This window comes from Bradyrhizobium sp. ISRA430, assembly GCF_029909975.1.
Taxonomy (GTDB): domain Bacteria; phylum Pseudomonadota; class Alphaproteobacteria; order Rhizobiales; family Xanthobacteraceae; genus Bradyrhizobium.
On record NZ_CP094516.1, the window covers coordinates 5,106,930 to 5,130,057 of the forward strand.

Annotated in this window: 19 protein-coding genes; 8 read left to right on the forward strand and 11 right to left on the reverse strand. The window is 64.0% G+C overall.

The window, feature by feature from the left end; genetic code table 11:
* Positions 1 to 22 precede the first annotated feature (22 nt).
* The 5 genes from MTX21_RS24250 to MTX21_RS24270 form a co-directional block, all read right to left on the reverse strand.
* Positions 23 to 889 (reverse strand): 3-keto-5-aminohexanoate cleavage protein, encoded by an 867-nt coding sequence (locus MTX21_RS24250; RefSeq protein WP_280967194.1) that lies wholly within the window; start codon positions 887 to 889, stop codon positions 23 to 25.
* Positions 890 to 1,088: 199 nt separating this feature from the next.
* On the reverse strand, positions 1,089 to 1,889 hold the full coding sequence (locus MTX21_RS24255; RefSeq protein WP_280967195.1) for an AraC family transcriptional regulator: 801 nt from the start codon (positions 1,887 to 1,889) through the stop codon (positions 1,089 to 1,091).
* A gap of 307 nt (positions 1,890 to 2,196) precedes the next feature.
* Entirely contained in the window at positions 2,197 to 2,853 is a 657-nt protein-coding gene (locus MTX21_RS24260; RefSeq protein ID WP_280967196.1) for a glutathione S-transferase family protein, read from the reverse strand.
* A complete protein-coding gene (locus MTX21_RS24265; RefSeq protein ID WP_280967197.1) occupies positions 2,853 to 4,016 on the reverse strand; it encodes an acyl-CoA dehydrogenase family protein in 1,164 nt (387 codons plus the stop codon). Before MTX21_RS24265 ends, MTX21_RS24260 begins: the two co-directional genes overlap by 1 nt.
* Before the next feature lie 131 nt (positions 4,017 to 4,147).
* Positions 4,148 to 5,284, reverse strand: a complete 1,137-nt coding sequence (locus MTX21_RS24270) for an acyl-CoA dehydrogenase family protein (protein WP_280967198.1) — start codon at positions 5,282 to 5,284, stop codon at positions 4,148 to 4,150.
* Between the two features lie 265 nt (positions 5,285 to 5,549).
* Between MTX21_RS24270 and MTX21_RS24275 the strand changes: the two genes are divergently transcribed.
* Together MTX21_RS24275 and MTX21_RS24280 are read left to right on the forward strand one after the other, a co-directional pair.
* Positions 5,550 to 7,103: a long-chain fatty acid--CoA ligase gene (locus MTX21_RS24275; protein ID WP_280967199.1), complete on the forward strand. Its 1,554-nt coding sequence runs from the start codon at positions 5,550 to 5,552 to the stop codon at positions 7,101 to 7,103.
* 77 nt (positions 7,104 to 7,180) lie between these two features.
* Positions 7,181 to 8,404 (forward strand): ABC transporter substrate-binding protein, encoded by a 1,224-nt coding sequence (locus tag MTX21_RS24280; protein WP_280967200.1) that lies wholly within the window; start codon positions 7,181 to 7,183, stop codon positions 8,402 to 8,404.
* Between the two features lie 87 nt (positions 8,405 to 8,491).
* On the opposite strand, the gene MTX21_RS24285 is transcribed toward MTX21_RS24280, so the two are convergent.
* Complete coding sequence (locus tag MTX21_RS24285) at positions 8,492 to 9,262, reverse strand: helix-turn-helix transcriptional regulator (protein WP_280967201.1); 771 nt, start codon at positions 9,260 to 9,262, stop codon at positions 8,492 to 8,494.
* A gap of 187 nt (positions 9,263 to 9,449) precedes the next feature.
* Here MTX21_RS24285 and MTX21_RS24290 point away from each other — a divergent pair, with 187 nt between their 5' ends.
* From MTX21_RS24290 to MTX21_RS24310, 5 genes are all read left to right on the forward strand, one after another.
* On the forward strand, positions 9,450 to 11,711 hold the full coding sequence (locus tag MTX21_RS24290; RefSeq protein ID WP_280967202.1) for a marine proteobacterial sortase target protein: 2,262 nt from the start codon (positions 9,450 to 9,452) through the stop codon (positions 11,709 to 11,711).
* A 176-nt stretch (positions 11,712 to 11,887) separates the two neighbouring features.
* Positions 11,888 to 12,457, forward strand: coding sequence for a class GN sortase (locus MTX21_RS24295; RefSeq protein ID WP_280967203.1), 570 nt, complete (start codon positions 11,888 to 11,890; stop codon positions 12,455 to 12,457).
* Positions 12,458 to 12,521: 64 nt separating this feature from the next.
* Positions 12,522 to 13,238 (forward strand): DUF1614 domain-containing protein, encoded by a 717-nt coding sequence (locus MTX21_RS24300; RefSeq protein WP_280967204.1) that lies wholly within the window; start codon positions 12,522 to 12,524, stop codon positions 13,236 to 13,238.
* 275 nt (positions 13,239 to 13,513) lie between these two features.
* The gene (locus tag MTX21_RS24305) at positions 13,514 to 15,733 is read left to right on the forward strand and encodes an acetate--CoA ligase family protein (protein ID WP_280967205.1); all 2,220 of its coding nucleotides are present in this window, start codon (positions 13,514 to 13,516) and stop codon (positions 15,731 to 15,733) included.
* Between the two features lie 308 nt (positions 15,734 to 16,041).
* Positions 16,042 to 16,878, forward strand: coding sequence for an MlaD family protein (locus MTX21_RS24310; protein ID WP_280967206.1), 837 nt, complete (start codon positions 16,042 to 16,044; stop codon positions 16,876 to 16,878).
* A 144-nt stretch (positions 16,879 to 17,022) separates the two neighbouring features.
* Here the strand turns inward: MTX21_RS24310 and MTX21_RS24315 are convergent, their stop codons facing one another.
* Together MTX21_RS24315 and MTX21_RS24320 are read right to left on the reverse strand one after the other, a co-directional pair.
* Positions 17,023 to 18,525 (reverse strand): NAD(P)/FAD-dependent oxidoreductase, encoded by a 1,503-nt coding sequence (locus MTX21_RS24315; RefSeq protein WP_280967207.1) that lies wholly within the window; start codon positions 18,523 to 18,525, stop codon positions 17,023 to 17,025.
* 125 nt (positions 18,526 to 18,650) lie between these two features.
* The gene (locus MTX21_RS24320) at positions 18,651 to 19,409 is read right to left on the reverse strand and encodes a trypsin-like serine protease (RefSeq protein WP_280967208.1); all 759 of its coding nucleotides are present in this window, start codon (positions 19,407 to 19,409) and stop codon (positions 18,651 to 18,653) included.
* A 135-nt stretch (positions 19,410 to 19,544) separates the two neighbouring features.
* Between MTX21_RS24320 and MTX21_RS24325 the strand changes: the two genes are divergently transcribed.
* Complete coding sequence (locus MTX21_RS24325) at positions 19,545 to 20,180, forward strand: HAD-IA family hydrolase (RefSeq protein WP_280967209.1); 636 nt, start codon at positions 19,545 to 19,547, stop codon at positions 20,178 to 20,180.
* Between the two features lie 184 nt (positions 20,181 to 20,364).
* Here the strand turns inward: MTX21_RS24325 and mtnA are convergent, their stop codons facing one another.
* The 3 genes from mtnA to MTX21_RS24340 form a co-directional block, all read right to left on the reverse strand.
* The gene (mtnA, locus tag MTX21_RS24330) at positions 20,365 to 21,471 is read right to left on the reverse strand and encodes an S-methyl-5-thioribose-1-phosphate isomerase (RefSeq protein WP_280967210.1); all 1,107 of its coding nucleotides are present in this window, start codon (positions 21,469 to 21,471) and stop codon (positions 20,365 to 20,367) included.
* 17 nt (positions 21,472 to 21,488) lie between these two features.
* Positions 21,489 to 22,364, reverse strand: coding sequence for an S-methyl-5'-thioadenosine phosphorylase (locus MTX21_RS24335; protein ID WP_280967211.1), 876 nt, complete (start codon positions 22,362 to 22,364; stop codon positions 21,489 to 21,491).
* A 314-nt stretch (positions 22,365 to 22,678) separates the two neighbouring features.
* On the reverse strand, positions 22,679 to 22,951 hold the full coding sequence (locus tag MTX21_RS24340; RefSeq protein ID WP_280967212.1) for a phosphopantetheine-binding protein: 273 nt from the start codon (positions 22,949 to 22,951) through the stop codon (positions 22,679 to 22,681).
* Positions 22,952 to 23,128 lie beyond the last annotated feature (177 nt).

Sequence of the window (23,128 nt, forward strand, 5' to 3'; positions counted from 1 at the left end):
CAATGACGGTTGAGGCGTAACCTTACCGATTCGTCCCAAAGATCTTCCGCGCCTCGGCAGGGCTCGCGATCTCGCGCCCGGCGCGACGGGCGCAGGCGGCGACCGCTTCGATGAGCTGGCCGTTCGACGTCACCTTCTTGCCGTCGGCGAGATAGAAGGTGTCCTCGAGCCCGGTGCGCAAATGGCCGCCGAGCTCGGCGCAGCGCTGGTGCAGCGGCCAGATCTCTTCGCGGCCGATCGCGGTAACCTGCCAATGCGCCTCGGGGCGCTTCAGCTTGAGCAGGATCGGCAGCAATTCGGGATCGGACGGCATGCCGGAGGCAACGCCCATCACGAAGTTATATTCCAGCGGTCCCTTGTACATGCCGACTTGGGTGTACATGCCGACGCTGCGGACGATGCCGACGTCGAAGCATTCGAATTCCGGGATGGTGCCGACCGCGTTCATGACGTCGAGATAGTCCTTCACCTTCTCGACCGCATTGTCGAACATCATCGGCGGCCAGGCCCAGGTGTTGTCGGCCTTCACTTTGAGATAGTTCAGCGAGCCGGCGTTGCAGGCGGCGATCTCGGGCCTGGTCTCGCGGATGCAATCGAGCGCGCCGCTGTAGTTCGGCCCGGAGACCCCCGAGGTGTGGTTGATAATCACGCCGGGGCAGGCCTCGCGGATCGCCTGCTGGATCTCCTTGCTGACGCTGACTTCCCAGGACGGCAGGTGCCCCTTGTTCGGCGCCTGCTGGCGGAGATGGATGTGCATGATGCTGGCGCCGGCATCGAACGCGGCCCTGGCCTCGCGCGCCATCTCTTCCGGCGTGACCGGCACGTTGTGCTGCTTGGGGTCGGTGAGCACGCCGTTCAGCGCGCAGGTGATGACGGCCTTGTCGCTCATGCCTTGGATGTCTCGCAGAGGTGAGAGTGCAACGTTGGCGATCATGTGATGCGCGACATGCGGCTTCTTGCGCGGAGAAGCTAGAAAAAACGGCACTGCCGTAGGGTGGGTTAGCCGAAGACGTAACCCACCACTTCCATCCCCGCAGAAACTAAAGAGGTGGGTTACGCTTCGCTAACCCACACTACGGAAGACGATGCTAGCTCGCTTCCGCGAGCCGCACCGTCTCGCTGCTGCGATAGATCGCAAGATCGCGCGAGCCGACGAAGATCGCGCGCGGCTTCAGTCCATAGAAGCGCCGGATCGAATGGCTGAAATGGGTCGAGTCGGGATAGCCGATGTCCTGCGCCAGATGGGCGAGGTTGAGGTCCTGGTTGGCGTAGTGCAAGAGGTGCCGAGCGCGCTTCCAGGCGCGGAACGAGCGGAAGGAGATGCCGGTCTCCTCCTTGAATAGGTGCAGGAAGCGCGAGGCCGAGAGACCAGCTTCCGCGGCACAGGTATCGGCCGTCACCGGCTCGCCGGAGAAGCGCTCGATGCGCGCGACGGCGCGCGTCACGCGCGCGTCGAGCACGCGGCGCGGCAGCGCCTCGCCGAAACACATCTCGTCGAACTCGGCGGTGGTGATGTCGCCATAGCGGCGCTGGCGCAGCAGCGCGTAGGCCGCGAGGATCTTGCGGGCATAGGCGGCGCTATCCGGTCCGGTCAACCGCTCGGCCAATGCCTCGATCACACCGTCCGGCATGCTTTCCGGCTCGAGCGTCACGCTGATGGCAGTGCGATAGTCGCTGGCAATGGAATGCCGCTGATTCGGCAGGGTGACGAACAATTCGCCGGTGGCAGGGACGTCATCAAGCGTCAGATGCAGGCTGCCCTTGACCGCGACATAGACGTGGCAGCAACCGGGCGTCCGCTTGCGCGGGCGGCCGAGCAGGCCGGCATAGAACACCCGCTCGGGCGTGATCAGCATCAGATGGTCGGATTCGCGACCCTTGTCTTCCATTGGCGGTCCTCCTCGCGCGGCTCTCTGGCCGCTGCGGACGGAGGTCACCTTAGCGGAAATTTGGGCGCTGTCACGACGGGATAGCGCTGTCATGGAGGTGCAAAGCATCGTCGTTCCGGGACGGTCGAGGGACGAACCCGGAACCCCTCACACCGTCGTCCTGGACAAGCGCAGCGAAGCGAAGCGCTGATCGAGGACCCGTTACCCCAGGGATAAGTTGCGGCGCGGGACTGGCGACCACGAGTCTTCGCCAAACTGCTCCCTGTGGTAATGGGTCCTGGCTTTCGCTAGGACGACAAAAATAAAGCTAAGCCCTTACCCGCGGCGCGACGTTCTGCTCTATCCCGGCCTTCTGCTCTGCCGCCACCGCGCGTTTGAAGCCGTCGCGTTGCTGCAGGCGCGCCCAATAGGCTGCGACATTTGGCCCAAAATCCTTGGCGAGCCCGATGGCGTCGGCGAGCCGGAGCGCGTAGCCGATCACGATATCAGCGGCGGTGAAGCGGCCGGCGCACAAGGTTTCGGCATTCGTGGTCGCTGCCTCAACGGCGCGCAATCGCCCTAAGAACCATTTCGCATAATCGCCGGCGACCTGCGGGTTGCGGCGTTCCTCCGGCTCGAGCTGGGTGTATCGGAGCACCAGCGTCTGCGGGAAGGTTAACGTGGCGTCGCTGAAATACATCCAGTTCAGGAACGCACCGTAGGCGGGATCCTCAGGGCCAACCATCAGCGGCGTCGGTCCGTAGGTGATGCCGAGATAGTGGCAGATGCCGGAGGACTCGGTCATCCGCGTTTCGCCGTCGATCATGAATGGAATTGTCCCGAGCGGATTGATGCCGAGATAGTCCTTGGCGAAGACCCGCGGCGGGAACGGCAGCATCTTCAGCTCGTATGGGAGGCCCATCTCCTCCAGCATCCAGAGCGGGCGGAACGAACGCGCGGCGTCGCAGTGATAGAGCGTGATCATCAGGCATTTCCTCTGCTGCCGGGCAGCGTGCCCATCATCTTGCACAGGACCATCAGCATGACCTCGTCGGCGCCGCCGCCGATCGAAGTCAGGCGGCTGTCGCGATAGGCGCGGCTGACCGGCGTCTCGTTGGTAAAGCCCATTCCGCCCCAATATTGCAAGCAGGCGTCGGTGAGCTCGCGCCCGAGCCGGCCGGCCTTCAGCTTGGCCATGGTCGCAAGCCTGGTGACGTCCTCGCCAGCGACCAGCGCCTCCCCGGCACGATAGACCAACGCGCGCAACAGCTCGACCTCGGTCTGCATCTCGGCAAGCTTGAAGTGCACGACCTGATTGTCGAGGATGCTCTGGCCGAAGGCTTTCCGGTTGCGGGTATATTCGATGGTCTCGTTGATGATGTATTCATGCGCCTTCAGGCAGGCCGCAGCGCCCCACAGCCGCTCCTCCTGGAACTGGATCATCTGGTAGGTAAAGCCCTTGCCCTCCTCACCGATCCGGTTGCGTTTGGGCACGCGGACATTGTCGAAGAAGATTTGCGCCGTGTCGGAGGAGCGCATGCCCATCTTGTCGAGCTTGCGCGCGACAGTGACACCCTTGGCCTTCATGGGCACGCAGATCAGCGACTTGTTGCGATGAACCGGTCCATCGCCGGTGTTGGCGAGCAGGCAGATCCAGTCGGCCTGCGTGCCGTTGGTGATCCACATCTTGCCGCCGTTGATGACGTAATCGTCGCCGTCGGCGCGCGCATTGGTCTTGATCGAGGCGACGTCCGATCCCGCGCCGGGCTCGGAGACGCCGATGCAGGCGACATAATCGCCGGCGATCGAGGGCGCCAGGAATTCGCGCCGCACCTCGTCGGAGCCGAACCGCGCCAGCGCCGGCGTCGCCATGTCGGTCTGCACCCCGATCGCCATCGGCACGCCGCCGCAGGTGACGGCCCCTAGCTCCTCCGCCATCATCAACGCGTAAGAATAATCAAGACCCGAGCCGCCGAACTCGACCGGCTTGTTCAGCCCGAGGAAGCCGAGGCTGCCCATTTTCTTGAACAGCTCGTGCGCCGGAAAGATATCGGCCTTCTCCCAGTCATCGACATGAGGGTTGATCTCGTTGGTGATGAATTTTTGCAGGGAGCGGCGGATGTCGTCGTGGTCGGCGGTGAACAGCATTAGCTCTCAGCCTCGTCATTCCGGGACGCGCCCCTTGGCGCGGGCCCGGAATCCATAGCCACGATCGTGAGTATGGATTCCGGGCTCGCTCCGCTTCGCTCGCGCCCCGGAATGACGCGAGGAGAGAGAATTCATAGACCCATCTGCCTGCTCGCGAGATCCTTCATGATCTCCTCGGTGCCGCCGCCGATGGCGTTGACCTTGACCTCGCGGTAGATGCGCTCGGCCTTGATGCCGCGCATGAAGCCGGCGCCGCCGAAGATCTGCACCGCTTCCGAGGCGCAGAACGCCATGGTCTGCGTCGCCTGGTTCTTCATCATGCAGATCTCGGCGACCGGGCTTTCGCCTTGCTCCAGCCGCCAGGCCAGCATCTCCAGCATAGCCTGGCTTGCTGCGACCCTCTGCGCCATGTCGACGATCTTGTGGCGGATCACCTGGTGCTGCGCGAGCGGCTTGCCGAAGGTCTTGCGCTCCTTGGCGTAGGCGATCGCCTCATCGACGCAGACCCGCGCAAAGGCGGTGCAGCCCGCCGCCATGCCCATGCGCTCGCTGTTGAAATTCCGCATGATGATCTTGAAGCCCTGGCCCTCCTCGCCGATCAGGTTCTCGGCCGGCACGCGGCAGTCGTCGAAATGCAGCGTCGCGGTATCGGAGGCCCACCAGCCCATCTTCTTGAGCTTGATGCGTGATAATCCCGGCGTGTTGCCCTCGATCAAGAGCAGGCTGACGCCGCCGGCGCCCTCGCCGCCGGTGCGCACCGCAACGGTCAGATAGTCGGCGCGCACGCCGGAGGTGATGAAGGTCTTCTCGCCGCTCACGACGTAGTGATCACCGTCCCGCCGCGCCTTGGTGCGAAGGTTGGCGACATCGGAGCCGCCGCTCGGCTCGGTGATCGCGAGCGCGGAAATCTTCTGCCCAGTGAGAATTTGCGGCAGCACTCTTGCCTTGATCTCAGGCCGGCCTGCCCGTGCAATCGGCGGCGAGCCGATGGTATGGCTCATCAGGCTCGCGCTGACGCCGCCAGCGCCGGCCCGCGCCAGCTCCTGGCTCGCCACGATCTTCATGAACTGGTCGGCGGGAATACCGCCATATTCCTCGGGAAATCCCAGCCCCAGCAGCCCGATCTCGGCGGCCTTGCGATAGAGCGCGCGCGGGAATTCGCCGGCCTCGTCCCATTCATGGGCGTAAGGCTCGATCTCCTTCGCGACGAAGCGGCGCATCACGTCGCGGAAGGCATCATGCTCGGCGGTATAGAACGGGCTCTTCATTGCGCGCCTCGCTGACGGCGATTCTTCGCATGTACCATGGCCGGAACATTGGCGGCTCACTTGCGCGGAGTGGCTGACCGGACAGAGCTGCTCCGAGCAGGCCATGACCTAGCAACTGAACGCAAGACAGTTTTCGTCCCTCGCGGACCAACTCCGGGTCAAAAAAGACTTGGTGCACAAACTCCGGCTGGCCTCCCAGGGCCACGCCGGGCCTGGTGCACGGCAACAAGAATGCAGGCGGCAAAAGCCGCCGAGGGAGGGAGTTTTGGCCGTTCGTTATTACGACTGGATCGCTCATCATGCCCGCCGCACACCTGGCAAGGTCGCGGTCATCGACCTCGCGAGCGAGCGCCGCTTCACCTATTCGCAGTTCGACGCCCGCGTCTCGCGCCTTGCCTCGTTCCTGCGCGATGCGCTGCAGATCTCGCGCGGCGATCGCGTTGCGGTGCTGGCGCTGAACACGACGGACACGCTGGAAGTGCAGTTCGCCTGCGGACGGCTCGGCGCCATCTTCGTGCCGCTCAACACCCGCCTCACCGTCCCCGAGCTCCAGTTCATCGTCGGCGATTGTGCGCCGAAGGTGATGATCCATGACACCGATCTCGCCGAGACCGCGCTCACCGTGGCGAAGCTCTGCAACGTCGCGACCAGCCTGCTGCTCGCCGCGGGCGGCACCTATGAGGCCGGCATCGCCGCGACAAAGCCGCTCGATGCAATCGAAGAAGTCACGCTCGATGACGTCTCGACCATCATGTACACATCGGGCACCACGGGCCATCCGAAGGGCGCGACCATCACCCACGGCATGACCTTCTGGAATTGCGTCAACCTCGGCGGTCCCGCCTGTATCGGTCCGTCCTCGGTGCTGCTCACCGTGTTGCCGCTGTTCCACACCGGCGGGCTGAACTGCTACACCAACCCGGTGCTGCATGCCGGCGGCACCGTGCTGATCATGCGCGCCTTCGATCCCGGCGCGGCGCTCGGCCTGATCAACGATCCCGCCCAGGGCATCAACGTGTTCTTCGGCGTGCCTGCGATCTACCAGTTCATGGCGCAGCATCCGGCTTTCGTAACCACCGATCTTACTCGGCTGATCGTCGGCGGTGTCGGCGGCGCACCGATGCCGGTGCCGCTCTTGAAGGTGTGGGAGGCGCGCGGCGTCGCTCTGCAGCAGGGCTACGGCATGACCGAGACCTCACCGGCCGTGCTGGTGCTCGACCGCGAGGATGCGGCGCGCAAAGCCGGCTCCGCCGGCAAGCCGGTTCTGCACACAGAGGTGCGGATCGTGCGGCCAGACGGCAGCGATGCCGATGTCGGCGAACTCGGTGAGCTCTGGGTGAAGGGACCGAACATCACGCCGGGCTACTGGAACAGGCCGGAGGCAAACGAATCCTCCTTCACTGACGGCTGGCTGCACACCGGCGATGCGACGCGCGTCGACGAGGAAGGTTTTTACTACATCGTCGACCGCTGGAAGGACATGTACATTTCCGGCGGCGAGAACGTCTATCCGGCCGAGGTCGAGAACGTCCTGCACCAGCTCACCGCGATCGCCGAAGCCGCCGTGATCGGCATTCCCGATCCGCAATGGGGCGAGGTTGGCCTCGCCATCGTCGCGGTCAAGCCAGGTGAGAACCTTTCCGAAGCCGACGTGTTCGCGCACTGCGCGGCCAATCTCGCGCGCTTCAAATGCCCGCGCCAGGTGCGCTTTGTGCCTGCGCTGCCGCGCAACGCCACCGGCAAGATCCATAAGCCGACCTTACGCAAGGAATTCTCCGTGGCCTCCGAAACCGACAAGGTCAAGGTCGCCACCGCCTGACGAAAGCGCCCCTCCGCGGGTGCTTTTGCTTTTCTGACGTGCCTGTCTCCACCCCAGAAGAAACCCAAGGAATTTTCATGAACAACAAGAAACTCTCCCTGCTCGCCGCAGCGACCGCCTTGACGTTGCTCACCGTCCAGGGTGCCTACGCCCAGAAGAAATACGACACCGGCGCCAGCGACACCGAGATCAAGATCGGCAATGTCGAGGCCTATTCCGGCCCGGCGTCCGCCTACGGCATCATCGGCAAGACCGAAGAGGCCTATTTCAAGATGATCAACGAGCAGGGCGGCATCAACGGCCGCAAGATCAACTGGATCTCTTATGACGACGCCTATTCGCCGCCGAAGACGGTGGAGCAGATCCGCAAACTGATCGAGAGCGACGAGGTTTTCCTGGTGTTCAACGCGCTGGGCACGCCGACCCAGACTGCCGTGCAGAAATATCACAACACCAAGAAGGTGCCGCAGCTCTTCCTGGCCACCGGCGCCAGCAAGTGGAACGATCCGAAAGCCTTCCCATGGACCATGGGCTTCCAGCCGAGTTACCGGGTCGAGGCGCGAGTCTTCGCGAAGTACATCCTGCAGGCGAAGCCCGACGCGAAGGTCGCGATCTTCTATGCCAACGACGATTTCGGCAAGGATTACGTCGCCGGCATCAAGGAGATCTTCGGCAACAAGGCGTCCTCGCTGATCGTCGCGGAAGAGAGCTACGAGACCACCGAACCATCGATCGACTCCCACATCGTCAAGCTGAAGGGCACCGGCGCCAACGTCTTCGTCAACATCGCGACGCCGAAATTCGCCGCCCAAGCGATCAAGAAGATCGCCGAACTGGAATGGAAGCCGATGCAGGTGATGACCGACGTCTCGATCTCGATCGGCGCGGTGATGCAGCCTGCGGGCCTGCAAGCCTCCGAAGGCGTGCTGTCGGCGACCTATCTGAAGGATGCATCCGACCCGCAATGGAAGGACGATGCCGGCATGAAGAAGTTCATGGCCTTCATCGACAAATACATGCCGGGCGCCAATATCTCCGACATCAACCTCGTCTACGGCTACACCGCTGCGCAGACCATGGTGCAGGTGCTGAAGCAGTGCGGCGACGAGCTGACGCGGGACAACGTGATGAAGCAGGCCGCCAGCCTCAAGGACTTTACCCCCGACGTCCTGATTCCCGGCATCAAGATCAACACTTCGCCGAACGACTTCGCCCCGATCGAGCAGCTCAAGATGATTCAGTTCAAGGGCGGCAAGTGGGATCTGATCGGCGACGTCATCAGCGCCGAGACCGGCGGCTAGCAAGAGCCGGCTTCGGCCGAAACATTCTCGGATCGAACAGAATGGCGGCCGAAAGGCCGCCATTCTTTTAGCGATGCCGGCGCGCGTCTAGCCGGGCAGGAACAGCGCAAAGGGTTCGTTGACCGTGCGCCGCAGGTGATCCCGATACAGCTTGTAATTGGCATGGTCGGGCGCGATCCGGCCCACCGCCGGATCGCCGATATTTCGCGCGGGAACATAGGCGATGGGCGCCGCAATCGGCGTCAGTTGCGAGCCCGGGCCGGCGCGGAGCGTCGAGATGATACCGTACATCTCGCCGGCGACGGTCGGCCGCGACACCGTGATGACGCGATGCTGGCCGTGCTTGATGATGACGAGATAGATGAAGCCGGACTGGTGGGGCACCGCGACCTCGCCAGTGTGCTCATAAGCGGCATCCGTCCGCTCGCCCTCGCGGAAGACGAGCGAGGAGACTCGGGGCTCCCAGACGATCTCGGTGCGGTAGGCGAAGATCGCATCGTTGGTGCCGAACGACGGCCGTAACGTGATGTAGACGTCTTCCAGCCAGGTCACCGCGCGGTGCGAATAGGACCCGAGGCTGTCGGGCGCGACATCGTTGCCGGCTTCAGGCGCCGCCACGACGACGCTCTTGCGCAAGGACACGCCCAGTGCCTGCTCGAGCCGCACGGTCGTCGCCAGCGTGAACGGCCGGCGGCCGCCCAGCACCTTCTCAAGGGTCGACAGGCTGAGCTTGGCCTGCGCGGCCAGCGCCTGGCGGGAGATCCGGCGTTTGGCCAGCTCCTCGCGAATGGTCTCGGCGATTTCGCGGCTTTGCTCGTCCGAAAGCTGCTTGTCGTTGAGTTTATCCTGCGTCTGCATCGTTAGCCCTGCTCCATGAGGGCCATTCTAGCAGGGCGGACAAGTCAGCACAAAACCGCACAGGACCGTCGCCGCCGCTGCGCGGCCCGGCCGGCCGCGGCGGAACATTGCCGATCATTCTGCTCGCAAAATCGGCCTCTCCCGGCGGAAGGTCAGGGCCAGCAAACATCCTTCGGGAGCAGGCCAAATGGATAGCTACGACGCGTTCGACAACGATGAACACCCCATGCTGGGCAGACTGATCAAGCTCGGACTGTTTCTTCTGGTGCAGGGCATTGCCGTGATCCTGGTCGGCTTCGTCGCCCTGCTCGTCAGCTTCGAGCCGGGATGGTCGGCGACGGCGGAGCAGGCCAGCCTGCTCCAGCCCGGCGATGCCCGTTCCGGCACGCTGCTCCTGAAGGACGACGGCGCCTATAGCGAAGCCATCCGCCTCGGCCTTGATGTCGACATCACGGTGTCGGGCCCGACGCTGCGCGCCCGCGTCACGCAAGTCTTCCGCAATCCGACCAAGGACTGGGTCGAGGCGACCTACGTCTATCCGCTCGCGACCGATGGTGCCGTCGACACGCTGAAGATGGTGGTCGGCGACCGTATCATCGTCGGTGACATCAAGGAGCGGCAACAGGCTCGCGTGATCTACGAGCAGGCGCGACGGGCGGGCCAGAAGGCCGCGCTGACGGAGCAGGAACGACCGAACATTTTCACCAACTCGGTCGCCAATATCGGCCCCGGCGAGACCGTGCTGGTGCAGATCGAATATCAGGAGCCGGTGCACCAATCCGGCAACGAATATTCGCTGCGTGTGCCGCTGGTGGTCGGGCCGCGCTATAGTCCGGCGCCGATCGCGCAGAGCGTCGACTTCCGGCCCGACGGCTCCGGCTGGGGCACGACCACCTCCGATCCGGTGCCGGACCGCGACCGGATCTCGCCGCCCGTGCTGGATCCTGCCAAGAACTCGCCGGTCAACCCGACCAGAATCACGGTGCGTCTGAATGCCGGTTTCGCGCTCGGCGAAGTGAAGAGCCACCACCATAACATCAAGCTCGAGAGCCCGGACAGCGCGACGCGCATCGTCACGCTCGCCGACGGCGTCGTGCCCGCGGACCGCGATTTCGAACTGACCTGGAAGCCGGCCGCAGAGAAGGCGCCGTCGGTTGGCCTGTTCCGCGAACATGTCGGCGACGCCGACTATTTGCTCGCCTTCGTCACGCCTCCCACGGTCGGGCAGACAGCGCAGAAACCGTTATCGCGCGAAGTGGTGTTCGTGATCGACAATTCGGGCTCGATGGGCGGCACCTCGATCGTTCAGGCCAAGGCGAGCCTGCTTTATGCCCTCGGCCGGCTCCAGCCGAGCGACCGTTTCAACGTCATTCGCTTCGACGACACCATGGACGTGCTGTTTCCGACATCTGTGCAGGCCGATGCCGCACATGTCGGCGAGGCGACTTCGTTCGTCAGCGCGTTGCAGGCTCGCGGCGGCACCGAGATGGTACCGGCGATGCGCGCCGCGCTGACCGACAAGCTCGGCGAGACCAACATGGTTCGCCAGGTCGTATTCCTCACCGATGGTGCGATCGGCAACGAGCAGCAATTGTTCGAAACGATCACGGCGATGCGCGGCCGCTCGCGCATCTTTATGATCGGCATCGGGTCTGCTCCCAACACCTATCTGATGACACGCGCCGCCGAGCTCGGCTGCGGCGCCTTCACCCATATCGGCTCGGTCGAGCAGGTGGAGGAGCGCATGCGCGGCCTGTTTGCAAAGCTGGAGAACCCGGCCGTGACCGGCCTCACCGCAAAGTTCTCCGAGGCCAAAGCCGACATCACGCCCGCGATCATTCCCGACGTCTATCGCGACGAGCCGCTGGTGCTGGCCGCCAGGCTCGACAAGCTCGCGGGCGCACTGGAGATCAAGGGACGCGTCGGCGACCGGCCGTGGTCAGTGACGCTGCCGCTGCGCAATGCCGCCGAGGGCAAGGGCCTGTCGAAGCTCTGGGCCAGGCGCAAGATCGGCGATGCCGAGGTCGCGCGCACGATGCGGGAAATGTCACCGGAAGACTCCGACAAGGCCATCCTAGCGCTAGCGCTCGATCATCAGATCGTCACGCGGCTGACCAGCCTCGTCGCGGTCGATAAGACGCCGAGCCGCCCTGCGGGCGAGCCGCTCAAGCTCAGCGAGCTGCCGATCAACCTGCCTGCCGGCTGGGACTTCGAGAAGGTTTTTGGCGAGCGGCCGCAAGTGCCGACGCAACTGCGCGAACGTCGTGCCGATGCGAGCGGTCAGCCGGCAGCAAGGCGGCCGACGCCTGCCGCGCCCGACGCGATCCGCCTGCCCAAGACCGCGACCTCGGCCGAGCTCAAGATGATCGCGGGCCTGATCCTCATCCTGCTCAGCCTGGTCCTGTTCGTGTTCAACCGGCGTCAGCCCTTGCTCACTGACGCCGTTTGAGGGAGGAGCCCCCGACTCCTCTTCCTCAGCGCGCGCGGTTGCCCGTTCCCACAGCCGCGCGCGCTTTTTTATTCAACGTCATAGCGAGGAGCGAAGCGCGGAAGCAATCCAGACTGTCGCCCAGGAGACAATCTGGACTGCTTCGCTTCGCTCGCAATGACGGGAGAAAATACGCCATGCCCCGCCTGACCTCGCCGCTCGTTCTTGCCATCGTCGGTATCATCCTGTTCGGCGACGGCGCTTACATCCATGCGAAGGCGTGGCTGGCACAGGCGCTGCTGGAGCGCGCGTTCGACCAGAGCGTTGCGACCGGACAACCGGTGAAGTCATGGTCCTGGGCGGATACCTGGCCGGTCGCGCGGATCGAGGTGAAGCGGATCGGCGCCAGCGCCATCGTGCTGGCGGGCAGCAGCGGGCAGGCACTCGCCTTCGGACCCGGCCATGTCGAGCGGACGGTCGATGCCGGCGAGCGCGGCGTTGCGGTCTATGCCGCACACCGTGACACGCATTTCCGCTTCCTGCGGAATGTTGCGATCGGCGACGTCATCGAGATCACGCGCCGCGACGGCAGGCGTTTTCGCTATCGCGCGGACGCCTCTGCAGTGGTGCGCTTCGACGCCTCAGGCATCGATCCTGCAACACAGGATTTTGAACTTGTGCTCACGACCTGTTGGCCGTTCGACGCTGTCACGTCAGGTCCCGAGCGCTACATCCTGCATGCCACCTTGATCGGAGCCGACGGGTAAGTTTGTCATCCATGCCATCCCGTGGGATGCTGCCGGTCGAGATCGTCTGCGATCGGATCCGACCATGCATGGCCAAGCCCAGTATCTGCCGATCACGCCCGGATTGTTTTCCGTCCTGGTGCTGCTGTTCGCCGGGCTGATTATCCTGATTCAGCTCCGCATCCTGCGGCACGCCTATATGCGGCTCGGGGTCGGTCCGGGCATGGCGCTGCTATTGCTGTTCGGCTCGCTGATCGGCAGCTATTTCAACATTCCCATCACGGTTCTGCCGGCCAAGGTGGTGCGGTCTGGCGAGATCGTCGACTTCTTCGGCATGCGCTACGTGGTGCCGCTGGTGACGCAATGGCCGGGCACGGTGCTCGCTGTCAATGTCGGCGGTGCCGTCATCCCGACGATGATGTCGACCTATCTGGTGCTGCGATATCAGCTCTGGGTGAAGGCAACGATCGCCGTCATTGCAATCGCATTCATCATCCACATCATGGCCACGCCGGTGCAGGGGGTTGGCATCGCGGTACCCGTATTTGTGCCCGTCGTGGCCACGGCGATCCTGGCCTTCCTGCTGTCGCGCGAGTATGCCGCGCCGCTCGCCTATATCGGCGGCTCGATCGGAACTCTGATCGGGGCCGATCTGCTCAACCTCGACAAGATCGGCGGCCTCGGCGCACCCATCGCGTCGATCGGCGGCGCCGGGACGTTCGACGGCATCTTCCTCACGGGAATCCTGGCCGTGCTGCTCGCGGGACTCGCCTCGCCGTCACGGCCGCGCGAGGTCTGGTAACGTACCGAACAACTCAAAGCGAAGCGCGCGAAAGCCGGAGTGCGCGCCGCGTGAGAACGGCGATTGCCGGAGCACAGCATTGGCGATCACTGGCGATTGCCGGCACGCGCGTGGATCGTTCGCACTTTCGCCAAAAGTCCGGTGATGCTAGCCTTCTCGCATGAAGTCCCGCCCATTCCGTCTGGCGGCATTGTGCTCGCCGCGATTGCCTCGCCAGAACTCGCCATAGAACAGAACAACGCGCCGCAACAAAAACAACAGGTGAGGATTGCGCCATGGAAGCCCAGGTGTCTGCTGCGTTCGTCTCTCTGCGCCCATGGTCGCCGCCACCCGATGCCAGCGACATCGTCAAGGGCATTCATGCCATGCTGCACCCGCGCAACATCGTGCTGGTGGGCGCGACCGACAAGCCCGGTAATTATGCCGAGCGCATCTGGAATAATCTGGTCAAGTACGGCTTCGAGGGCGGTCTCTACCCGGTCAACGCCAAGCGCGAAGCCATCTGGGGCGTCACCTGCTACAAGGATTTCGCGAGCCTTCCCGAGAAGCCCGATCACGTGCTGGTGCTGGTGCCTGCGCGGTTTGCCGTGCAGGTGATCCGCGATGCCGGCGCGGCCGGCGCGCGTTCGGCCACCATCGTCACCTCCGGCTTCAGCGAGTTGCAGGATGAAGAGAGCCAGAGGCTCGCGGCCGAACTGCAAGCGGCGGTGCGCGAGACCGGACTTGCCGTCACGGGCCCGAACTGCCTCGGCAATTTGAGCGCCGGCGAAAAGCTCTTCACCAACATCGACGACCGCGTCGTCACCATGGAACAGGGCGCGGTGGCGATCGCCGGGCAATCCGGCGCGATCGTCATGGCGATCCGGCAGGCGCTGGAGGATCGCGGCGTCGGCGTCGGCTACATGGTCACGACCGGCAACGAGACCGGGCTCGAAACGCCCGACCTCATGCGCTATTTCGCCGAGGATCCCGGCATCAAGGTGATCGTCGTCTATCTCGAAGGCGTCCGCAACACCAAGGCGTTCCGCGACGCCTGCAAGGCGGCGCGCGCCGCACACAAGCCGGTGATCGCGCTCAAGCTCGGGGCGTCCGAGGGCGGCCGCGCCGCGGCGATGGCGCACACCGGCGCGCTCGCTGGCTCGATCGAGACGTTCGATGCGATTGCGACCCGCGAGGGCGTGATTCGCGTCGACGGCCTCGATGAGCTGATCGAGACCACCGAATGCTTCGCCCACGCCGCGGTGCCCAAGGGCGATCGGCTTGCCGCCGTCACGCTGTCCGGCGGCAAACGCGGCATGCTGATCGACGCTTTCTATGCCGCGGGCCTGAACTTCGCGCCGCTGAGCCCGCATGTCAGCGGCGAACTCGCGAAGATGCTCGGACCCGGCTCGATCGTCGGCAACCCGCTCGACGCCGGGTTTGCCGCGGTGGTCGATCCCTCCGTCTACATGAAGTCGATCAAACTGATGATCGACGATCCCGATATCGACGTCGTCATCATCGATTCCGAGCTGCCGAAGGCGCCGCACGAGCTGCGCGAGCGCAACTTGCGCATCGTCAACGAGATGGCGAGCCGGGCCTCAAAGCCCGTGATCTATGTCAGCGCGATGTCGATCGGCTTCACCGACTTCACCAAGGGCTTGCGCAAATCGTTGCCGCATCTCACGGTCATGCAGGGCATGGACCGCGCGGTCACCGCGATCAAATCGCTGCTCGACTATGCCAGGCTGCGCAAGGAGGTGCCTGACATCCTCTCGAGCTCGAAGCCTGCCGCACGCGCCGTGCTGGAGAAGACGCTGAACTCGGCAACCGGCGCCGCGCTCGACGAGGTCGCCTCGAAGAAGCTGCTGAAGGCCTACGGCATCCCGATCTCGAAAGAGGCGATCGCGCAGACCGCGGCGGAGGCCGTCAGAATCGCCAAGCAGATCGGTTTCCCGGTCGTGGCCAAGGTCGTCAGCGCCGAGATCCTGCACAAATCGGATATCGGCGGCGTGATGCTGAACCTCAACAGCGCGGCCGAGGTGAAGAAGGCATTCGCCGACATCACCGCGCGGGTGAAGAAGCTGAAGGGCAAGCCGAGGCTCGACGGCATCCTGATCGCGCAGCAGGTCAAGGCCGATCTCGAGCTCGTGGTCGGCGCGTCCCTGGATGCCGAGATGGGCCCGGTTGTGCTGTTCGGAACCGGCGGCATCGATATCGAGCTGATGAAGGACGTCGCGCTCGCCGGCGCACCCCTGAACGCGGCCGAGGCAAGGCTCCTGATCGGTCGCACCAAGGCCGGCATCAAGGTGCGCGGCTATCGCGGCAAGCCGAAGCTCGACGAGGCCTCCGCCGTGAAGGCGCTGGTCGGGCTCTCCAACCTGATCGCGGATGCCGGCGACCGGATCGCCTCGATCGACATCAATCCGTTCCTGATCAATCCAAAGACTGGCGTAGCAGTCGATGCGCTGATCGTCCTGAACAATGCTGCGGCAAAGCGCGCCGCCGGTCACTGAGATGGCATAGGGCGGACTAGCCCTACTGCGTCACAAGTCCCCGGCCCCATCCTGGGGAGCCCGCAACACGCGGGCGTCTCGAAGGATGGGCGCGGGCGAGAGCTGGGCCTTCACGGTTCGAGACGCGCGTTCCGCGCTCCTCACCATGAGGGTCTTGTGACGCAGCAAGTCTAGCCCGGCGCAATCCACCAATTCGGGCAACGGTCGAAGACAGCAGCGGGTTACGCTTCGCTAACTCGCCCTGCCTAGCATTGTGGCCAAATGGATATCCTTCCAACTGACCCGGTTTGACCGTAAAATCGAACTGCATGGCACGCGCAAGCAATCTGGTGATCGGAACGGCGACGCTGGCGGTGATCGCCGTGGCGTTCGGCGGCCTGCTCGGCGTGCAGAAATGGCGCTCGATCCAGAGCCGCAGCCAGCTCCGGGTCGTTTTCGAGGGCGGATCGGCGAGCGGGCTGCGCCGCGGCGGTCCGGTCAATTTCGACGGCGTGCCCGCAGGCCATATCCTGTCGATCAAGCTGGACAATCCCCGCCGGATCGTGGCGCTCGTGATGCTCGACAACAATGCGCCGATCCGCAAGGACACCGTGGCGGGGATCGAGCTTCAGGGCCTTACCGGCATTGCCGCGATTTCGCTGATCGGCGGTGCGCCCTCGGCGCCCCCCGTGCCGCTGGATTCGGACGGAATCCCGGTGCTGACCGCCGATCTCAGCGACGCCGAATCCATCGTCGAGACGCTGCACAGCGTCGACCGCATGATCGTCAGCAACTCCGCCGCGATCACGGACACCCTCCGCACGTTCGAAGATTACACCGCCGATCTGAAGGGCAAGGGCGATGAGATCGACGCCGTCATGGCCAAGGTCGACAGCGCCTTTGCCGGCTTCGACAAGGCGGTCACCAAGATCGAGGGCGTGGTGCCGGGCTTCGTCGATGGCAAGGCCGACGAGCTGTTCGAGAAGGTGCAGGGGCTACGCGAGCTCGCCGAGACCATGAAGAAGAAGTCGGCAAGCTTCATCGAGGACGGGCGCAGAACGCTGCTCGACATCAGCGAGGGCGCCAACAAGATGAGCGGCAAGTTCGATCCGCAAGGCACCCCCGCCCCGCGCCAGCCCCGCAGGCCGCCGCAGCAGAAGCGGTAAGCGTGGCGTGCTTTGACGAGCACTCGCGACTATCGACTCCCGCTACAAAAATTTCCCTGGGGTATTGGGTCCCGGCCTTCGCCAGGACGACGGCGGAGTGTGGGGCGATTGTTGCCGTCCCTAACTAGTCCAGGACCTGCTCCCTCACCCGTATACGAACGCATTGTCGTCCAGATCCGTCTTCGGGATCTCGTCCTTCTCGGTCCAGTAATCCTGGCTGTGCTGCCATTCCGGCTTGTCGCCGCGCTTGGGCAACAGGTGCATGTTGCGCATCATATAGCCGGGGTTGAAGTTTTCCGGATCGATCCAGGGCAGGATCGGCATGTTGTGATCCTCGGGCCGCAGCTTGACCTCGACCTTCTTCGCGCCCTTGTCCTTCATATGGCCGAGCAGCCTACAGACGAAGTCGGCGACGAGATCGACGCGCAGCGTCCAGCTTGCGCGGAAATAGCCGAACACCCAGACCATGTTCGGCACACCCGTGAACATCATGCCGCGATAGGTGACGGTGTCGCCGAAGGCGAGCGGCTGGCCGTCGATCTCGAACGCGATGTCGCCGAGAGCGGCGAGGTTGAATCCGGTCGCGGTGACGACGACGTCGGTCTCGAGCAGCTTGCCCGACTTGAGCTGAATGCCGTTCTCGACGAAGCACTCGATCTCGTCGGTGACGACGGACGCCTTGCCGCTGGCGATACCCTTGAACAGGTCGGCATCGGGCACGAAGGCGATGCGCTGCCGCCACGGCCGGTACGTTGGCGTGAAGTGGGTCTCGACGTCGTAGTCCGGCCCGAGAACCGCGCGGATCTGATCGATCAGGTCCTTCTTCACCTGGTCGGGCTTGGCCACGCAGAGCTTTGTGAACGCATCCTGCTCGAACAGTATCTTTCGCCGGACGATCTCGTGGATCCACTCTTCGTCCACCTGAAGCCGGCGCAGTTCCTCGGCGATCTCGATGGCGTTGCGGCCGAGCCGGAAATAGGTCGGCGAGCGCTGCAGCATGGTGACATGCGCGCAAGCGTCCGCGATGTTGGGCACCAGCGTCGCCGCGGTCGCGCCCGAGCCGATCACGACCACTTTCTTGCCTGAGAGGTCGAGATCATCCGGCCAGGTCTGCGGATGGACGATACGGCCCTTGAAGCGATCCATGCCCTTCCATTCCGGCGTGTAGCCCTCGGAATGGCGGTAGTAACCCTGGCACATCCAGAGGAAGTTGGCGGTGAAGGTTCTGGCCTCGCCGGTGTCGGTCGTTACCGCTTCGATGGTCCAGAGATTCGTCTCGCTCGACCAGCTCGCCGAATTGATCTTGTGCCCGTAGCGGATGTGCCTTGCGATATCGTTGTCTTCGATCACCTCGTTCATGTAGGCGAGGATCTCTTCGGCGGTCGCGATCGGCGGGCCGACCCAGGGCTTGAAGCGATAGCCGAAGGTGTGGAGATCGCTGTCGGAGCGGATGCCTGGATAGCGATGCGTGGTCCAGGTGCCGCCGAACGTCTCCTGCGTCTCCAGGATCACGAAGCTCGTGCCGGGAAGCTGCTTGGTGAGATGATAGGCGCTGCCGATGCCCGAGATACCGGCACCGACGATCAGCACGTCGAAATGTTCTGAAGCCTGTTTGGTCGTGGCGTGACTGCGAACAGCGACATTCATTGTTGCTTCTATGCCTTGCTTGGTTTTTGGACCGCCCTTGACCGGGCGGCGCGTTTCCTCCGCGATCGGCTTGGTCGCCCATCGCGCTTCCACTGCAAAATGACATAGATCAGGTCGCGATCAAATCACAGCGCCGCACCCCAGCTCCGCGCGGTCTGCACGATCCAGTCGCGATAGAGCGTGAGTGGGGTGACGCCGGTCAATCCACCGCAACCGGCCGCGCCATTCGGCCCGGTCGACCAGCTAATGACGCCAACGATCACGGGCCCGCTCGGCCTATCCTCGAACACTGGGCCGCCGGAATCACCGGTGCAGGCGCCGATTCCGTCGCGAACACCGTTGGTTACGGGATCGACCAACCGGATCTGGAGCGTGCCGGGCTGACCCGTGGCAACAAGGCCGGCGACCCGCGTGATACCGCCGCTCTTGCCATCGCCGCGCGTGGTGACGCCGATGCCAGCGATGGTGAAGCGGCTGCCGACGTGAATTGGAATTTGCGGCGCGCCGACCGGCACCGTCGATTTTCCCTTGAGTGGAATTTCGAGCTGCAGCAGCGCCACGTCGGCGGTGGCACGATGCGCCTGCATCGCCTGCATGTTGAAGCTCGGATGGATCGCGACGGTGCGGACATTCAGGAGTTGCGGCTTACCATCGGCGCCATAGTCGACGACCTTGTAGTCTGCACCGGGTTGCACACAGTGCGCCACCGTCAGCACCAGCTTCGGTGCGATCAGGCTGCCGGTGCAGAAATTGCCGCGCGAGCCGACGATGGTGACGATGGCACGCGCCACGCCTTCGGCCTGCGGCGTGCCCCCGCCGACGATGGCATGGGCGGGCGTGGTGAGCAGCAGGACACCTGCAATGAACGTCGCGAACTTTGTCATGGAAACACGTCTTGATAGGAACACGTATTGGCGGTCGATCGTAAAGATCCGACATGGCTTCGGACTCGCCCTTGCCGATACCCCGTGCTAGCCGTCTTGTCAGCTATCTTGGCACGAATTGACGAGGGTGCGACATTGACGATCGAGGCCGTGATTTTTGATTTTGGCGGTGTGTTGACCAGCTCGCCGTTCGAGGCGTTTACGCGCTTCGAGACCGAACGGGGCCTGCCCGCCGACATCATCCGGCGTACCAATGCCGCCAATCATCTGGAAAATGCATGGGCCAAGTTCGAGCGCGCCGAGGTCGATATCGATACCTTCGATCATTTGTTCGCCGCGGAATCGCTCGCGCTCGGCGCCGAGGTCCGCGGCCGTGACGTGCTGCCGCTGCTGCAGGGCGATCTGCGCCCCGAGATGGTCGAGGCCTTGAAGCGTATCAAGGCGAAGTTCAAGACCGGCTGCATCACCAATAACCTGCCGGCGAACGCGATCGGCAGCCTCACCGGTCGCACACTCTATGTCGCAGAGGTGATGGCGCTGTTCGACCACGTCATCGAGTCCGCCAAGATCGGCTTACGCAAGCCCGACCCGCGCATCTACCGGATGATGGTCGAGACGCTGAAGGCCGATCCGGCACGATGCGTTTATCTCGACGATCTCGGCGTCAACCTCAAGCCGGCGCGCGAGATGGGCATGACCACGATCAAGGTCACCAGCGGCGCGCAGGCGATCGCCGAGCTCGAGGCGGCGACGGGGTTGAAGCTCGGATAGCTGCGGCAACGGCACTCTCACCCCTCGTCCTGAGAGGGTGAGGGATGTAGATGGTCACGTGCTGCCTCAACAATCGTCATTGCGAGCGAAGCGAAGCAATCCAGGCTGTCTCCGCGGTGGGATTCTGGATTGCTTCGCTGCGCTCGCAATGACGGTGTGGCGCGATATCGCTTAATGGAGAGGCCTATTCCGCCGCGGCAGCGATCCGCTCCGGGAATGCGGCTGCCAGCGAGGCGCGGTCGGGCTTCAGCACGCCGCGCTCGGTGATGAGGCCGGTGACGAGCCGCGCCGGTGTGACGTCGAACGCGTAGTTCGCGACCGGCGAGCCTTCCGGCACGATGCGCACCGTCTCCAGCCGGCCATCGGCGGTGCGGCCGGTCATGTCGGTGACCTCTGCGCCGCCGCGCTGCTCGATCGGAATGTCCCTGATGCCGTCATTGACGGCGAAGTCGATCGTCGGCGACGGCAGCGCGACGTAGAACGGCACGCCGTTGTCATGCGCCGCGAGCGCCTTGAGGTACGTGCCGATCTTGTTGCAGACGTCGCCATTGGCGGCGACGCGGTCGGTGCCGACGATGGCGAGGTCGACCATGCCGTGCTGCATCAGATGGCCGCCGGTGTTGTCGGGGATCACCGTGTGCGGCACGCCGTGATGGCCGAGTTCCCAGGCGGTCAGCGAGGCACCCTGATTGCGCGGGCGGGTCTCGTCGACCCAGACATGGACCTTGATGCCGCGCTCATGCGCGAGATAGATCGGGGCCGTCGCGGTGCCCCAGTCCACGGTCGCAAGCCAGCCGGCATTGCAATGGGTCAGCACGTTGACCGTCTCGCCCGGCTTCTTCGCCGCGATAGCGTCGATCAGCATAAAGCCGTTACCGGCGATGCCGCGGTTGATCTCGACGTCCTGCTCGACGATCTCGTCGGCGCGCGCATAGGCGGCTTCCGCCCGCTCTGAGGGGTCGATCGGCGCGAGCGTCGCGCGCATCTCGTCCAGCGCCCATTTCAGGTTGATGGCGGTCGGCCGCGCCACGACCAGCGTTTCATAGGCGCGCTTCAGGCCGGCATCGGAACTGTCCTCGCGCATGGCGAGCGCCACGCCATAGGCCGCGGTGGCGCCGATCAGCGGCGCACCGCGCACCAGCATGTCGCGGATAGCCGTAGCCGCATCGTCACACGAGGTCAGCCGCGCGACGACGAATTCATGCGGCAGCCTGCGCTGGTCGATCGCACCGACCGACCAGCCGTCACGCTCGCGCCAGATGCTGCGAAAATGCTTGCCGTCAACCTTCATCGCATCTGCCTTTCGCTTCAGGCGCGCAGCACGCGCCCCGCCACCGCGTCGAGCTTCGCTAGCAGCTCCGGATCGCGCGCCTCGGGCGCCGTGATCAGCGCGGTGTCGAGCGCGCGGTCGGAGCCGACCGGGCACGGCTCATGCTCGCGCGGAAAATCCTTTGCCAGCCGCGCCACCAGCGTCTTCGCCTTGTCGGCGTTAGAAGTCAGCATCCGGATGATGTCCTGCACGGTGACGGCATCATGATCGGGATGCCAGCAATCGAAATCCGTCACCATCGCCACCGTGGCATAGCAAATCTCCGCCTCGCGGGCGAGTTTTGCCTCGGGCATGTTGGTCATGCCGATCACGGAGTAGCCCAGCGTCTTGTAGGTCATGCTTTCCGCAAGGGTCGAGAATTGCGGCCCCTCCATGCAGACATAGGTGCCACCGCGGGCGATTGCGATGCCCTCGGCCTCGGCCGCGGCGGCAAGATGAATGCGCAGGCGCGGCGAGACCGGATGCGCCATCGATACATGCGCGACGCAGCCCCTGCCGAAGAACGAGCTCTCGCGCTTGTAGGTGCGATCGATGAACTGGTCGACGAGAACGAAGGTCCCGGGCGGCAGTTCCTCCCTGAACGAGCCGCAGGCCGACAGCGACACCAGGTCAGTGACGCCGGCGCGCTTCAGTACGTCGATATTGGCGCGGTAGTTGATGTCCGAGGGCGACAGCCGGTGACCCCTGTCATGGCGCGGCAGGAACACGATCGGCAGGCCCGCGATGGTGCCGCGCCGTAAGGGAGCCGAGGGCTCGCCCCAGGGGCTCCTGATCACCTCTTCGTGTGCGCCCTCGAGGCCCGGCAGATCGTAGATGCCGGAGCCTCCGATGATGCCCAATACCGCCTGCGTCATGTCTGCTCCACCCCGTTCGCAATCCGCGATCCCGTGGAGAAGCTATGCCAGTTTTGCGGCGGTTTTGGAACGGGATAGGGGTCGGGATGTCGTCAGGAGAATGACACCCCTCGCCGCACATTCGCTGTCGTCCTGGCGAAAGCCAGGACTCATTACCCCAGGGGGTGGTTTGACGAAGACTCGTGGTTCGGGACTGCGACCATCCGCAATCGATAGATTCCTCGGTATGGGTCCTGGCTTTCGCCAGGACGACGTTCGAGCGTTTGGCAGCAGCTTCGCCTCAATAACGACAGGGGAGGCCGCGGTACAGCCAACTAAGCCGCCGTCGCGGGCTGCAACTGGGTCACGATCATCCGCTCCAGCGTTTCGACGGACTGAAAATTCTCCGGCGTAATCTCGGACTGCGGGATGGTGAAGTCGAACTCGGCTTCCACGCCCAGCATCAGGTTGACCATGTCCATCGAGGTCAGGCCGACGTCGACGAGCTTCGCGGACGGCGTGACGTCAGCAGCAAGCGAATTCTGTTCGAGGATGCCCTTCACCAGCTTGATGATGCGATTGCGCACGTCGGTATCGAAGGCCTGCATCGGCAAATTCCCATCTATCTAGGTCGGACCGGATTGCCAGTTACGATGGGCAGGGACGGCCGATCCCGCAATGGGCGTGACCATTACTTCGCGTTTCTTAGTAAACGATGACTCAGATTGTCCGAAATTCATGCTTCTTCCAAATCGCTAACACGATGCCGGAAAATTCGGCGATAC